We start from the raw sequence: 12,835 nt of genomic DNA on the forward strand, positions 1-12,835 counted from the left end.
GCGGTGAATTGGGGCTTAAGTTTTGGGGTCAGTCAGTGCCAGCATCAGTTAAATTGAGTACATGCCCCAGCAATACCACCAAATCACCGCTGTTGGGACTGATGGGCTGCCCTTGGGTATCGGAGACGGCTTCGGGCAAATAATCGCCATCTTCATTGGCTTCGAGCAACACATATTCACCAAATGCATTGCGCGGAAATGGCAACACTTGCACGCGGCTATTGCCCGCCACTTGGTGGCGCTCACACCATTGCAAACAGGCGATGGCGGCATCGATTTGGCGCTTATAGGCCAAAGCGTCCGCATCTTGGGGGGAGGAGCGCAAGGCGGCGATGGCATCGGCACGCTGCTGTGCTAAAGTATGTAAGACCAACTGCAATTGTAAGCGGGGCTTCATCACGGAACTCGCTGGATGGCTGTTAGGGTGAGGACAAGCAAACACGGCTCGAATCCGTATCAGCGTTGGAGAGGATAGCACACATGCACACTGCGCTTTGGGGCGAGATGGAATTGACCGAATTGGCGGCGTACGTGCAGGCGCAAGAGCCGACGGCATTGCGCGCGACCTTGCTGCAACAATTTCATGAATTGAAATCCTACCGCAATGCCAGTGAGTGGAACCGTTTGGTGCGCGTGTGTGAGTGTTTGCGCATCATCGGTTGGGGCGAGGCCGAACCCGTGGAAGCCTTGGCGCAAGTGTGGCTCAATGGCGCTTGGTACACGCGTTTGCAAAACAGCGCATTTGCCTGTGTGGCCGGTGGTGAAGAACAAGAATGGCGAATTCGCCACGGTGTGCAAGTATTGGCAGCGCAGCCAGACAGCGATGGCGACTGTGCAAAATTGGCCAGTCAGCGCAATCCCTTGCCCAAATCGCCACTGCGTTGGCAATGCTCGGGCAATCACGACCGCGCCTTATTGCCTTAATTGCCAGCTTGGAACGCTTGAAAGCCTTGTTAATTGCCCACAGCCGGCCTGAAGCCTATGGCAACGACTTTGCCTATGTGGCGTGGCAGTGGCTGTTCAGCCATGTGGATGATGAGAACCTACCTGCTGAATACTACCATGCCGAAGCCGATGTGCCAGAAGCGCAGCGGGCGAGCCATCGCCCCGCATATTGGATACGACCGGCTTACCAAGTGGGGCGTTTGACTGTGGCCAAGTACGAAACGCGCTTGAGCATACGCCGCCATTACACCACGGCGTTTGCACGCATGGATTTGGTGCAGCAACAAGCGCAAATGGCGACCGATATGTTGTATGGTGCGGCGGCGGTGCGCAAGAAATTGCAGGCCAAAGGCAGTGCCTATGATTGCGATGCGTGGCAACACGATTTGCAGATGATTTTAAACCTGTGGCAACAAGGCTGATGCGGCCTGTAAGCCCGCTACCCAAGGGAAAACCATGTTCAACAAACCCTCTTATCTGAGCCTGTTGGCCTTGAGCACGTTGTTGCCTGTGGCGCAGGCGGCGACGCCCAGCGACAAACAAATCGTCAACTGGCTCACCAACAAAGACAAAATCGTCGCTGAAGAAGTGACCAACAAATCGGTGCACATCGTTCAAACCGAGGCCATCACCTTGCAATCGGGCGAGCAAGCGTATTTGTCGGCGGTGGAGTACGCCGATTCAGGCCGCAATTTCTCCAATGGCTATATTTTGACGCGTCCGCAACTGAAGCAATCGCAACACTTGGAAGACTTTGCCGGCCAATCGTCCAGCATAGAGGTGTTGAGCCGCCAGCGCAAAGCGACTTTATTGGAATTGGAAAGCTCGGGTTCGGGGCAGGGCACGGTTGCCACGGGCGTGAGCTTGGTGACCTTCAATGGCTGGAAACCCGTGGTGCATTACCGCTCGGAATCTTACGATGATTTTGGCTATGCGTCGGAAACCCGTGGCTGTACTTCGATTGAGGCCAAATTGAAATTCCATGATGGCAATCCGGCCAAAGTGACCGAAACGATTAAAACGCTGCACCAAAAAAACTGTGACAATCCCAAGACCGCCAAAACCAAAACCACCACCAAGAGCAAGACAATTACTTGGTAGTGAATGGGTTTTGGGGAATACACAAGCGGCCTGTATATCGTTTACAGGCCGCTTGTTATGCACAGCATCATCATTAGTGGCGTGATTAATTCAGTTTGATGCCTTCATGGGTGATGTGGGCAATGGTGGTGCGTATCGGCAAGCGCTGTTGCCATTCTTGCTGGAATAACAGGCTTTTTTGGCGCACATCAGCATCGCCTGCGGTGATGTCATAGCGCGAGGTATTGTGCAAACACGGCACCGGCAAGATGGCGCCGATAAAGCCCGCATCTTCCGCTTTGAACACCGATTCGGTGGCGTAATAGTGAAAACCATAAGCAGGATTGAGCTCGGGGATAAAGCGGTCGCTGCGGTAGACCAACACCAATTCGTCTAAAGAATGGGCTTGCAACGGCAATTGGGCTTGCGCGTGGTTGTAGGTGTACATGCGGTCCATGCAACAGCCGGCGGCGATAAAGTCGCCAGCGTCGCGTTTGACCATGCCAGCGACGCCGGCCACGCCTATGGGTTTGCCGAGTTTGGCTTCCGCCGCTTGCCATGCCTGTTGTACATCGGCCAACCAGCCTTGCGGCAAATACACATCTTGGTGCGCCAACACCAACCATTTGTGTTCGGCGTATTTCACCCCTTGTTCAAACGCCATGGCGATGTTGGGCGCGCGGGTAATCGAGAGGATTTGGTGGCCGGCTTGTGGGGCCAATAAGTCGGGCGACACCGCCAAATTGTTTTGGTATTGCAGTGGATTGTTGGTGGCACACAACACGCTGCACGGCTCGGCGACGGCAACCAGTAAACGGGTGGGCACGTTTTGAGCAGTGAAGATGTATTGCAATTGGTTGAGGCGAACTTTGGCAATGCTCTCTTGTATGCCCAAATGCACAAATGCGGCCTGTAAACTGGCAATTAAGGCATCGTCGGCTTTGTGCGGCAAAGAAGTGTGCAAATACGGCAACATGCCCGCATCCAAAAACACCTTAATGGCTTCCATCAAGGATAACTTGGCCACATTGCCGGTTTTGGTGCTGGTGTAATTGTGGCTGTTTTGGCTGAGCAATTGTTGGATGTATTGGTGGTGTTGGCTGTTTTTGACATTGGCAATCACATGGCCTGTGGCTTTAAGGCTGTGACGTGCGGCCTGTAACCACGCAATGCTGTGCTCTTGCAATTGCATAAAGTCGATTAACAGCAAGCAATCCACCGATTGCTCAGGCAAGTCTTGCAAGAATCGCTGTAGCGAGGCATGAAAATCCCCCAACCACCACTGCCTATCGGCTTCAAAAACGTGCAGCTGCGCTTGTGGGTGTTGCGCCGCCACTTGGTCTATGAAGCCTGATTGGGCATGGCCTATGATGACGATGCTTGACGCCTCGGCGGCTTTGGCACTGAGGGCTGTTAATAACAATTGCTGAACGGCGGCTTCTTCTTGCTCGTGGTACATTAAGTCATCCTCATGGCAGATGGGTGCTGATGCTCCGCATCATGCCTTGTTTTTCAGGCCGCTTGCAATGCCTGCCACACCAAACGCAAGGCCAAGACGGTGAGCAGCAGATTGAAAATCAGCCCAAAGTGGCGGTTGCTGAGGCGGTGTGCCAGTTTCAAACCCAGCCACGTGCCAATGGCGCCGCTGAATACCATCAATACTATTAGTCCCAACCATTGTTGAAACACAAACCCAGTGGCACCAAACACAATGGTTTTGGGCAGATGTTGTACCGTCATGGCGGCGGAGAAATTGGCCACGGTGCGGGCGCGGTCGCCATGTTGTTGCTGCTTCACAAATGCGCCGACCAAAGGGCCGGTGGCGCCAGCGAACATGCTGATGAAGGTGGTGACGGTGGCGGCAATGAAAGAGCCGAACTTGCCCAAGGCCACATTGGGGATGGCAGGGCCCCAACACAAAAACAAAATCAAGGCGGCGATGGTGAACTGGGTGGTTTGCAGCGGCAGTTGTACCAAAAACAAACTGGCCAACCATGCGCCCAAGGCCGAGCCCAAGGCAAACACCGCCAACATGCGCCCATCCAAGTCTTTAATCGTCATCAAGGCACGGTTGAGGTTGGAACCCAATTGCACAATGCCGTGCACTGGGATGATGACGGCCGGCGGCAACACCATTGCCATCGTCGCCAATAACAACACACCGCCACCGGCACCCAAGCTGGCGGTGATGGCAGAGGTGAGGCAAGAGAAAAATATCAAAAATACGGTGGTGGCGTGGGAAATCAATTCCGGCCACAGCCAATCAAACATTCGCTTGTCCTTAATCAAATCACCGTGTTGAGGGTTTATTCAGGCTGGGTCAAGTGGTGGGCTTGCATCCAAAAATGCAGTTGACAGCTGTTTTTGAATGATTTGGACGGCGGTTGGATGTCAAACCCGGCCGCATCAAGCACACGGTAAGTGATGTCACACGGTGGACACACATCGCCTTGCACCGCATCGTGTACCGACCATTCTTGTTCGACTTCGGCAATCATGCGCACGCCGTTGTCAAATGTGTACTCAGTGGTTTGGGTGAGGATGGTGTAATCGCCGTCTTGTTGGCGCTGTTCTTGTTGCTGGCGTTGGCAAACAGCGGGGCTGTCTTGCAAACGCATGCTGGCGCGCACATAAGCGCTTAATGGATGAGATTCAGACATAATCGTGTGTTAAAGCGGCCTGTAAACAGCTACATCTATGTTACAGGCCGCTTGGCCTTAAATACTGAAGTCTTCGTTAATCGGCGCATACAGGATTTGGCTGATGCGCTCACGCGTTAACGAAGGTTCAAACAATTGAATAAAGTCGTAAGCAAAACCGCGCAAATAGCTGTCTTGTCGCAGCGCGATTTGGGTGGTAGACGGTTCAAACAAATGCTCGGCATTGATGAGGTGCAAACCTTTGTCTTCTTCAGGGATAAAAGCCATGGAGGCAATCAAGCCCACGCCCAAGCCCAAACGCACATACGTCTTGATGACGTCGGTGTCCACCGCCGACAAAGCCACGTGTGGTGGTGGCGAACCGGCGCGGATAAAGCCACGCGCAATTTGCGATTGACCGGTGAAGGCAAATTCATACGTCACCAATGGGTATTGGGCGATGTCGGAAATGCGCAGCGGCCGGTCTAATTCTAATAAGGGATGGCCATCGGGCACGACCACACTGCGGTTCCATTGGTAACACGGCAGTTTGGACAATTCTGGATAGTCGTCGATTTCTTCGGTGGCGATGGCAAAGTCAGCGTCGCCGTTCATCACCATATCGCAAATGGTGTTCGGTGGGCCTTGTTTGATGGACAGCTGCACTTTGGGAAAGCGCTCCACAAAATCGGCAATGATTTTAGGCAATACATAGCGCGCTTGTGTGTGTGTCGTCGCAATGGTGAGCGAGCCTGCGTCTTGCTCGGAAAACTCAGCGCCTATTTTTTTGATGTTTTGGGCATCGCGCAACATGCGTTCGGCCACTTGCAACACCTGTTTTCCCGGCTCTGACACTGCTACCACACGTTTGCCATTGCGGATGAAGATTTGGATGCCCAATTCATCTTCTAATAAGCGAATTTGTTTGGATATACCTGGTTGTGATGTAAATAAAGCCTCAGCGGCCTCAGACACATTCAAATTGTGTTTGTAGACTTCCAAGGTGTAACGCAATTGTTGTAATTTCATATTGTTATACTTTCAGTGCGCTGCAGCAAAACAGTGAATAGACAGAAGGTGTTGCGTTCTTGCAGGGTGGGCAATGGGTTAAAGACACGCAATACTCTGACTGAAATAAGCCTGCATTTTAGCATTAATTAACCATGGTCCCCGCTTTCAGGCAGTGGCCACGCTGAGATTGCAAGTTAAGCCGTGTAACTGTTGTGGATAACCTACAGTGTAGGGAATATGTGAGTCGTAATGTTGTATTAAAGTGACAAAAGAGGTATTTTTGACCCTATGTTCTGTATGGGTAGTTGAGCTGGCGCTGAGGATTATGAAGATTGTATTGACAGTTTTCACCCTTGTTCTTATAGTGCTTACTTGACATACCTTAGTGCTCCGCCGTGATGGCGAGTCAGATTTTTGTAATCGCTTATGCACTCCCAAGTGTTGCATAAATGAAATTTTAGATGAGGGAAAACCATGACCAAACAGCTTAAATTGGGTGCATTGATTGCTGCACTTGTTGCTTCTACCGGTGCATTGGCACATGAAAAGCCTGGCTACACCATCAGCGAGCAATCACGTGAAGTGGTTCGCAACAGCTACGGTGAATGCTGGGAAAATACTTACTTAGACAAAGCTGCAAATGGTTTGGCTGAGTGTGGTGACGCTCCTGCTAAAGAAGTGATCACTGAAGTAGTAGACGAAACTGTTCGTTTGCAATCTGAATTCTTGTTCGGTTTTGACAAATACAACTTGCGCCCTGAAGCCATCACTACTTTGGATGCTTTGGCTGCTCGTTTGGGTCAAACCAACGTACAGTCAGTGCGTGTTGAAGGTAACACCGACTTCATGGGTACTGAACAATACAACCAAGCATTGTCTGAGCGTCGTGCTAACACTGTTGCTAACTACTTGGTTAGCCGCGGCGTTGCAGCCAGCAAAATCTCTGCAGTTGGTTTAGGCGAAAGCCAACAACAATTGCAAGCTCAGTGTGAAGCTGAAGTGGCTAAATTGGGCAAAAAAGTATCTAAAGCCAAAAAACGCGCTGCTTTGATTGCTTGTATCGAACCTGATCGTCGCGTAGACGTTCAAATCAAAACTTTGGTAACTCGCGAAGTTCAAAAACAAGCGAACTAATCGAAGTCTTGAAAAAACCCGCTGCTTGCAGCGGGTTTTTTATTTGCCTGTTACTCAGCGCAGGTTAACGCATACGTGTCTTTGGCGATCATCAATTCTTCATTGGTAGGGATGACCAAGGTGTGTACCACATCGGTGGCCACATTGATGGCACCGGCTTGACCGCCCACCATGGCGGCATTCAATTCCGCATCCACATGCACACCCAAAACCCCCAGATGTTGTATCACGCGTTGGCGCATGGAAGCCGAGTTTTCACCGATGCCGCCAGTGAACACCAAGGCATCTAAGCGGCCTGTAGCCACCGTCATCGAAGCAATGTATTTGGCCAAGCGGTAGGCAAACATGTTTAAGGCCAAAATCGCACCATCATGGCCCAAAGCGGCGTGTTCTTCTAAGGTGCGGCAATCGTTAGACAATTCGGAAATGCCCAATAAGCCGCTGTCTTTGTTGAGCATGCTGTTGATTTGACGGATGCTCATGTGCTTGTTATCAAACAAGAACTCAAAAATAGACGGATCGATGTCGCCGCTGCGCGTGCCCATGATCAGGCCTTCTAATGGCGTCAAACCCATGCTGGTGTCGACAGACAAACCATTTTTCACCGCCGTCACCGACGCGCCATTGCCCAGATGGGCAATCACCATGCACAACTCGTCCAGATTGCGCCCAAGCATGTCGGCGGCAGCTTGGCTGACATAGCGGTAAGACGTGCCATGAAAGCCGTAGCGGCGCACCGCATTTTGGCGGTAATACTTGCGCGGTATGGCATACATATACGCGTGTTCGGGCATGGTTTGGTGGAACGAGGTGTCGAAGACGGCCACATGCGGCAAATTGGGGAAGGCATCTTGGGCGGCGTGAATGCCGAGCAAGTGGGCAGGGTTGTGCAAGGGCGCCAAAGGAATGCAGTGTTCGATGTCTTCCAATACCTCGCGGGTGATGAGAGTAGAGGCATGAAACTTCTCACCGCCGTGTACCACACGGTGGCCAACGGCGATGATGTCTTCACTCAAGCCGTGTTGTTGCAAAATTTGCAGCAATTTGCGCACGGCGTGGTCGTGGGTGGTGTGCTCTTTGAAATAAAAAACGTCTTTTTCACCTTGGTGTTTGGTGGTAATCAAGGCGTCGGCACTGCCCAGTTTTTCGGCCAAGACATTCAAATGGCTGTCGCCAGTTGTGCCGTCTAAGACGGCTGCCTTCATCGAGGAACTGCCACAGTTCAGTACCAAAATTAAGTTGTGCATTCTACTTCCTTAGTTTCTCTTGTTATGGAATTGCTGGGATTTGCGCCTTAGCGCATAAACGTCCGCGCCTCGGTAAACCGCGATGCGAAATAGGGGTTGTCCAGCTTGGCGACTCTGATGGTGCCATTGCTGCTGGGCGCGTGCAGGAATTCGTTGCTGCCCAAGTAAATGCCGACATGGGAGTATTTGCCGCCACCGGTGTTGAAAAACACCAAGTCGCCGCTTTTGAGTTGGCTACGGGAGATTTCATGGGCACTGGCGGCGATGTCGCGCGCGGTGCGGGGGAGTTGGGCGTGCAAGGCTTGCTGGTACACGTATTGCACCATGCCGCTGCAATCAAAGCCACCGCTCTTATCACTGCCACCGTAGCGATACGGGGTGCCGATTAAGGAGAATGCCTGAAACCAAACCTCTTGGCGGGCATTGGGTGTGTCAGGCAAGCTGATTTTGGTGATTTTGGCAACTTGGCCGCTGCTCGTTGGTTTGCTATGTTTGGGTTTGGAGCTGCTATTACAGGCCGCTATTGCCAATACCATGCTGCACATCAGAACATAACGCATAAGCCCTCCTGTTTTTCAGTCAGATGGGCTTACCTTAGCACAGCTTCATGGATATTGTTAAGACGGCAACAATCCGTTTTGCTTATTTTCCAAGTATTCCCAGCGCTCTAACTGCTCTAATAAAGATTCTTCAATCTCATTAATGCGTTGTTGCGCATCGATGGCCTGCTGATATTGGTCTTTGAACACATCGGGCAATAATAGAAATTCATTCAATTGTGATTGTTCTTGTTCCAAGTCAGCCAAGATTTGTGGCAATTGTTCCAACTCGCGTTGTTCTTTGTACGACAGTTTCACCGTTCTTTGGCTTTTATCGCGGCTGATCACTTTTTTATCATTGCTGCTGCTGGTTTCGACTTTAGCGGCCTGTAAACTCAATTCACGCGCTTTGGCGTCTTGGTAATCTTGGTAGCCACCGATGTATTCTTTCAATACGCCATTGCCTTCAAACACGATGCTTTGGGTGATGACATTGTCGATGAACATCCGGTCATGGCTGACCAAAAACACCGTGCCATCGTAGTCTTGCAGCAAGCCTTCGAGCAGCTCTTGTGTGTCTATGTCCAAATCATTGGTCGGCTCGTCCAATACCAAAATATTGGCAGGTTGGGTGAACAATTTTGCTAACAACAAGCGGTTGCGTTCGCCACCGGATAAGGATTTCACTGGCGATTGTGCGCGTTGTGGCGCAAACAAAAAGTCTTCCAAATAACTCATCACGTGTTTTTGCTTATTGCCTATGCTCACATAATCGTTGCCTTGGCCTAAGGTGTAAAACACGGTGTCGTCTTCGTTCAAGGCCGAACGAAACTGGTCAAAATAGGCCACCGCTTGTTTGCTGCCCAATTTGATTTTGCCAGCAGTCGGCTCCAATTCGCCCAAAATCAGTTTCAAAAACGTGGTTTTACCGATGCCGTTGGGGCCGATTAAACCGATTTTATCGCCGCGTTGGATGACGCAACTGAAGTCGCGCATGATGTCGCGTTCAGGAAAGGCGAAAGACGCATGTTCCAATTCGGCAATGATTTTGCCGCTTTTCTCGCCGCTGTCGAGTTTGAAGTTGACTTGGCCTTGTACATCGCGACGGGCAGCGCGGTCACGGCGCAATTGTTCCAAGCGTTTGACGCGACCTTCATTGCGAGTGCGGCGCGCTTCTATGCCTTTGCGTATCCACACTTCTTCTTGGGCATGGAATTTATCGAACAAGCGGTTTTGCTCGGCTTCGGCCGCCAATTCTTGCGCCTTAATGTCGGTATATTGACTGAACGTGCCGGGATAACTGCGCATGATGCCGCGGTCAAGTTCGACGATGCGTGTGGCAATGGCATCCAAGAAGCGGCGGTCATGGGTAATCACCACCAAGCTGCCGTGGAAGTTTTGCAATAAGGTTTCCAACCATTCTATCGCTTCAATGTCCAAATGGTTGGTGGGTTCGTCTAACAGCAACAAATCGGGTTTTTGTACCCACGCCTGAGCCAAGGCCACGCGTTTTTTCTGACCGCCAGACAAATTGCCGATGAGTTCATCTTCAGGCAAGCCCAGTTGTGCCAAGGTTTGCACGATGAGGCTGTCAAATTGCCAACCGTCGCGGCTTTCAATTTCTAATTGCAATTGGTTCAATTGTTTTAATAAGCCGGTATCGTCAGAGTGTTCGGCCAAGGCGGCGCTGACGCGGTGGTATTCGTGTAAATGGTGTTTGAGTTCACCCAAGCCTTCGGCCACCACATCAAACACGCTGGCTTCGGGAGCGAAAAACGATTCTTGCGGCACATACACCACTTTCAAATCGCTTTGGCACACCAAATGGCCATCGTCCAATTGCTGTACGCCAGCCAAAATTTTCAAAAATGACGATTTACCGGCGCCATTGCGGCCGATCAAACCGATGCGCTCACCTTGTTCCAAATGGAATTCGGCATCATCGAGTAAGGCCACATGGCCAACGGCAAATTGCGCGTGATCTACAGAGACTATATTCATGGGTGCTTTGCAAAAAGAATGGGATAGAAGTTTAAGGACGCTATTTTAACGCATGCCACCAACTTAAGCAGTGCTAAAATCCACATATAAGCGGCCTGAAACGTGTCAGCGGCCATGCATCATAGTACAATGTGCACATATTTCTGAAGGACACAAACCATGTATTTCGTAGATCGCAGCGCCGTGGTGCTGAAACCCACACAGGTGTTTTTGGATTGGCTCAAAAGCGTGGATGAAGACATGCCAGAATTGAGTTTGGCACAAATACGCAGCAATTGTACGGTATTGCTGATACCAGAAGTCGGCGAGCCTGAAGAAGCCGTGGCGTATTTGGATGAGCGCTTTGAAGAGGTGTTCCGCAATGAATTGTCGGGCTGGGAAGTGCCGCAAGACCAGTGGCCACAAAACATGGATTTGGTGACATTCTGGCAGTTTTTTGAAGTGGAAATCCATGACTTGGTGTTGGACTCGGTAGACGATGAATTGATGGTTCAACCCATCAGCAGCTGAACATGTACGCCATCAGCGTGAAACCAAGTAAGTCGCGCCTGTATCTGGGTTTGATATGGGGCTTGCACTTACTTGGTTTGGCGTTTGTGGTGGCAGCAACAGCGCCGCCTGTGCGTTATGTGTGGGTGGGCTTATTGCTGTTATCGGGTGTGTGGGCATGGCGAAAATGGCGGCAGAGTGCCGCATATTTTTTGGACATTCGTGCCGATGGCAAGGTGATGTTGGCCTTACAGGCCGCCTCAGCACATGAAGTGTGCTTACAAGACGGTGGTTTTCTGTCCAAATGGCTGCTGGTGATGCGTTGGCAAGATGCACAGGGGCAAAGACAGGTCACACAGGTATGGCGCGACAGTGTGCCCAAGCACACGTTTAAATTATTGTATGTGTGGCTGCGTTGGCAGCCGCAACAACATGAGGTAAAACGCAAATGAGTTTGAGTTTGCAACAGTGGTTGACACAATTAGAACAAGGCATGGTCGGTGGCGTCATCGACTTGGGTTTGGAGCGCACGCGCACGGTCAAAGAGCGCTTGGGTTTGGCGCCCCAATGTCCGCTCATTATTGTCGGCGGCACCAATGGCAAGGGTTCGGTGTGTGCGTTTTTAAGCCAAATCTATTTACAGGCCGGTTACAAAGTCGGCACTTTGACCAGCCCGCATTTGCAACACTATAACGAGCGCATTGCCATCAATGGCGTGCCCAGCAGCGATGAGGAAATCGTCACCAGTTTTGAACGCATTCAAGCGGCCTGTAAAGACGATGTTGCTTTAACCTATTTTGAATACAATGTGTTGGCGGCAGTAGATGTGTTTGACCGTGCTGGCGTGGACGTGATGGTATTGGAAGTGGGCATGGGCGGGCGTTTGGATGCGGTGAATGTGTTTGATGCCGATGTCAGCGTGGTCACCAGTGTTGACATAGATCACCAAGCCTTTTTGGGCGACACCATCGAAAAAATTGCCTTTGAAAAAGCCGGTATCTTCCGCAGTGGCAAACCTGCGATTGTGGCGCAATTGCCATTGCCAGAATCCATGCGCGAACATGCGGAAAACTTGGGTACGCCGTTGTTATTGTTGCAACGCGATTTTGCGTTTGTGAAACAAGAGCAGCAGCAATGGTCGTTCCGTTTCCATCCGCAAGCTCAAGCATTGAATCTGAGTGAACACAACCGCCATGCCTTGCCGATACCGGCTTTGCGCGGCGCTTATCAAATGAGCAATGCTGCTTGTGCATTGGCGGTGTTGGAATGTTTGAATGCGGTATTGCCTATTGATATTGGTGCGATTAAGCGCGGTTTGTTATTGGTCAGCAATCCTGGGCGTTTTCAGGTATTGCCAGGTCGGCCGTTGGTGGTGTGGGATGTGGGGCACAATCCCCATGCAGCACGGGCGCTGCGCAATGGCTTATTGGCCTTGCCATATGCGCAAAAACGCATCGCGGTATTCTCAATGTTGGCCGACAAAGACATTGCCAGTGTGCTCGACATTCTCAAAGACCAATTTGACGAATGGCTGATTGCACCACTGGATTTGCCACGGGGCATGAAGACTGAGGATTTACAGGCCGCTTTAAACCAAGCGGGAATCGATGCGGTGGTTTCGTATCCCAGTGTGGCTGAGGCTTACCAAAGCGCTTTATCACAAGCGACAGAAAATGATAGAATTGTGACGTTTGGCTCATTTCATACCGTGGCAGAAGTGATGGACATTCCACGTTATTAATAGAGTAGT

Annotated in this window: 15 protein-coding genes and 2 pseudogenes; 7 read left to right on the forward strand and 10 right to left on the reverse strand. The window is 51.0% G+C overall.

The window, feature by feature from the left end:
• Positions 1 to 28 precede the first annotated feature (28 nt).
• Positions 29 to 397 (reverse strand): hypothetical protein, encoded by a 369-nt coding sequence (locus tag BN3003_RS07035; protein ID WP_058355932.1) that lies wholly within the window; start codon positions 395 to 397, stop codon positions 29 to 31.
• 83 nt (positions 398 to 480) lie between these two features.
• Between BN3003_RS07035 and BN3003_RS07040 the strand changes: the two genes are divergently transcribed.
• From BN3003_RS07040 to BN3003_RS07050, 3 genes are read left to right on the forward strand one after another with little or no spacing between them, the layout of a single operon-like run.
• Positions 481 to 924: a hypothetical protein gene (locus tag BN3003_RS07040; RefSeq protein WP_058355933.1), complete on the forward strand. Its 444-nt coding sequence runs from the start codon at positions 481 to 483 to the stop codon at positions 922 to 924.
• Positions 888 to 1,367, forward strand: a complete 480-nt coding sequence (locus tag BN3003_RS07045; protein WP_147645376.1) for a hypothetical protein — start codon at positions 888 to 890, stop codon at positions 1,365 to 1,367. Before BN3003_RS07040 ends, BN3003_RS07045 begins: the two co-directional genes overlap by 37 nt.
• Positions 1,368 to 1,401: 34 nt before the next feature.
• Positions 1,402 to 2,046, forward strand: a complete 645-nt coding sequence (locus tag BN3003_RS07050; RefSeq protein WP_058355935.1) for a hypothetical protein — start codon at positions 1,402 to 1,404, stop codon at positions 2,044 to 2,046.
• An 85-nt stretch (positions 2,047 to 2,131) separates the two neighbouring features.
• On the opposite strand, the gene BN3003_RS07055 is transcribed toward BN3003_RS07050, so the two are convergent.
• From BN3003_RS07055 to BN3003_RS07070, 4 genes are read right to left on the reverse strand one after another with little or no spacing between them, the layout of a single operon-like run.
• Positions 2,132 to 3,484: a glycosyltransferase gene (locus tag BN3003_RS07055; RefSeq protein ID WP_058355936.1), complete on the reverse strand. Its 1,353-nt coding sequence runs from the start codon at positions 3,482 to 3,484 to the stop codon at positions 2,132 to 2,134.
• Between the two features lie 53 nt (positions 3,485 to 3,537).
• Positions 3,538 to 4,296, reverse strand: a complete 759-nt coding sequence (locus BN3003_RS07060; protein ID WP_058355937.1) for a sulfite exporter TauE/SafE family protein — start codon at positions 4,294 to 4,296, stop codon at positions 3,538 to 3,540.
• Positions 4,297 to 4,331: 35 nt separating this feature from the next.
• Positions 4,332 to 4,685 carry a hypothetical protein gene (locus BN3003_RS07065; protein ID WP_058355938.1) on the reverse strand — a complete coding sequence of 118 codons (354 nt, stop codon included), beginning with the start codon at positions 4,683 to 4,685 and terminating at the stop codon, positions 4,332 to 4,334.
• Positions 4,686 to 4,742: 57 nt separating this feature from the next.
• On the reverse strand, positions 4,743 to 5,693 hold the full coding sequence (locus BN3003_RS07070) for a CysB family HTH-type transcriptional regulator (protein ID WP_058355939.1): 951 nt from the start codon (positions 5,691 to 5,693) through the stop codon (positions 4,743 to 4,745).
• 456 nt (positions 5,694 to 6,149) lie between these two features.
• On the opposite strand from BN3003_RS07070, the gene BN3003_RS07075 reads away from it, so the two are divergent.
• The gene (locus BN3003_RS07075) at positions 6,150 to 6,809 is read left to right on the forward strand and encodes an OmpA family protein (RefSeq protein ID WP_058355940.1); all 660 of its coding nucleotides are present in this window, start codon (positions 6,150 to 6,152) and stop codon (positions 6,807 to 6,809) included.
• A 50-nt stretch (positions 6,810 to 6,859) separates the two neighbouring features.
• Here BN3003_RS07075 and BN3003_RS07080 read toward each other — a convergent pair whose 3' ends face one another.
• From BN3003_RS07080 to BN3003_RS19310, 5 genes and pseudogenes are all read right to left on the reverse strand, one after another.
• Positions 6,860 to 8,056, reverse strand: a complete 1,197-nt coding sequence (locus BN3003_RS07080) for an acetate kinase (RefSeq protein ID WP_058355941.1) — start codon at positions 8,054 to 8,056, stop codon at positions 6,860 to 6,862.
• A 47-nt stretch (positions 8,057 to 8,103) separates the two neighbouring features.
• A complete protein-coding gene (locus tag BN3003_RS07085) occupies positions 8,104 to 8,616 on the reverse strand; it encodes a C40 family peptidase (RefSeq protein WP_058355942.1) in 513 nt (170 codons plus the stop codon).
• 57 nt (positions 8,617 to 8,673) lie between these two features.
• Positions 8,674 to 9,102 (reverse strand): ATP-binding cassette domain-containing protein, encoded by a 429-nt coding sequence (locus BN3003_RS19300; protein WP_407701099.1) that lies wholly within the window; start codon positions 9,100 to 9,102, stop codon positions 8,674 to 8,676.
• Between the two features lie 144 nt (positions 9,103 to 9,246).
• Positions 9,247 to 9,558, reverse strand: a pseudogene (locus BN3003_RS19305) (ATP-binding cassette domain-containing protein); the annotation flags it as partial.
• Positions 9,559 to 9,753: 195 nt separating this feature from the next.
• Positions 9,754 to 10,596: pseudogene (locus BN3003_RS19310) on the reverse strand (ABC-F family ATP-binding cassette domain-containing protein); the annotation flags it as partial.
• A gap of 159 nt (positions 10,597 to 10,755) precedes the next feature.
• Between BN3003_RS19310 and BN3003_RS07095 the strand changes: the two are divergent.
• Genes BN3003_RS07095 through folC form a run of 3 tightly spaced genes read left to right on the forward strand, consistent with a single transcriptional unit; the run spans position 10,756 to position 12,826 of the window.
• A complete protein-coding gene (locus BN3003_RS07095) occupies positions 10,756 to 11,106 on the forward strand; it encodes a hypothetical protein (RefSeq protein ID WP_058355944.1) in 351 nt (116 codons plus the stop codon).
• A gap of 2 nt (positions 11,107 to 11,108) precedes the next feature.
• Entirely contained in the window at positions 11,109 to 11,537 is a 429-nt protein-coding gene (locus BN3003_RS07100) for a protein YgfX (RefSeq protein ID WP_058355945.1), read from the forward strand.
• The gene (gene folC / locus BN3003_RS07105; protein ID WP_058355946.1) at positions 11,534 to 12,826 is read left to right on the forward strand and encodes a bifunctional tetrahydrofolate synthase/dihydrofolate synthase; all 1,293 of its coding nucleotides are present in this window, start codon (positions 11,534 to 11,536) and stop codon (positions 12,824 to 12,826) included. The genes BN3003_RS07100 and folC overlap by 4 nt, the downstream gene beginning before the upstream one ends.
• Positions 12,827 to 12,835: the final 9 nt, after the last annotated feature.

The organism is Vitreoscilla massiliensis (assembly GCF_001457815.1).
In the GTDB taxonomy this organism is placed as follows: domain Bacteria; phylum Pseudomonadota; class Gammaproteobacteria; order Burkholderiales; family Neisseriaceae; genus Vitreoscilla; species Vitreoscilla massiliensis.

What these genes read in the sequence shown, in the direction of transcription:
- BN3003_RS07035 (WP_058355932.1), bottom strand. Translation starts at nt 397, where the DNA reads ATGAAGCCCCGCTTACAATTGCAGTTGGTCTTACATACTTTAGCACAG.
- BN3003_RS07050 (WP_058355935.1), top strand. Translation starts at nt 1,402, where the DNA reads ATGTTCAACAAACCCTCTTATCTGAGCCTGTTGGCCTTGAGCACGTTG.
- BN3003_RS07075 (WP_058355940.1), top strand. Translation starts at nt 6,150, where the DNA reads ATGACCAAACAGCTTAAATTGGGTGCATTGATTGCTGCACTTGTTGCT.
- BN3003_RS07085 (WP_058355942.1), bottom strand. Translation starts at nt 8,616, where the DNA reads ATGCGTTATGTTCTGATGTGCAGCATGGTATTGGCAATAGCGGCCTGT.
- folC (WP_058355946.1), top strand. Translation starts at nt 11,534, where the DNA reads ATGAGTTTGAGTTTGCAACAGTGGTTGACACAATTAGAACAAGGCATG.
- BN3003_RS19300 (WP_407701099.1), bottom strand. Translation starts at nt 9,102, where the DNA reads ATGTTCATCGACAATGTCATCACCCAAAGCATCGTGTTTGAAGGCAAT.
- BN3003_RS07060 (WP_058355937.1), bottom strand. Translation starts at nt 4,296, where the DNA reads ATGTTTGATTGGCTGTGGCCGGAATTGATTTCCCACGCCACCACCGTA.
- BN3003_RS07045 (WP_147645376.1), top strand. Translation starts at nt 888, where the DNA reads ATGCTCGGGCAATCACGACCGCGCCTTATTGCCTTAATTGCCAGCTTG.
- BN3003_RS07040 (WP_058355933.1), top strand. Translation starts at nt 481, where the DNA reads ATGCACACTGCGCTTTGGGGCGAGATGGAATTGACCGAATTGGCGGCG.
- BN3003_RS07100 (WP_058355945.1), top strand. Translation starts at nt 11,109, where the DNA reads ATGTACGCCATCAGCGTGAAACCAAGTAAGTCGCGCCTGTATCTGGGT.
- BN3003_RS07065 (WP_058355938.1), bottom strand. Translation starts at nt 4,685, where the DNA reads ATGTCTGAATCTCATCCATTAAGCGCTTATGTGCGCGCCAGCATGCGT.
- BN3003_RS07080 (WP_058355941.1), bottom strand. Translation starts at nt 8,056, where the DNA reads ATGCACAACTTAATTTTGGTACTGAACTGTGGCAGTTCCTCGATGAAG.
- BN3003_RS07070 (WP_058355939.1), bottom strand. Translation starts at nt 5,693, where the DNA reads ATGAAATTACAACAATTGCGTTACACCTTGGAAGTCTACAAACACAAT.
- BN3003_RS07095 (WP_058355944.1), top strand. Translation starts at nt 10,756, where the DNA reads ATGTATTTCGTAGATCGCAGCGCCGTGGTGCTGAAACCCACACAGGTG.
- BN3003_RS07055 (WP_058355936.1), bottom strand. Translation starts at nt 3,484, where the DNA reads ATGTACCACGAGCAAGAAGAAGCCGCCGTTCAGCAATTGTTATTAACA.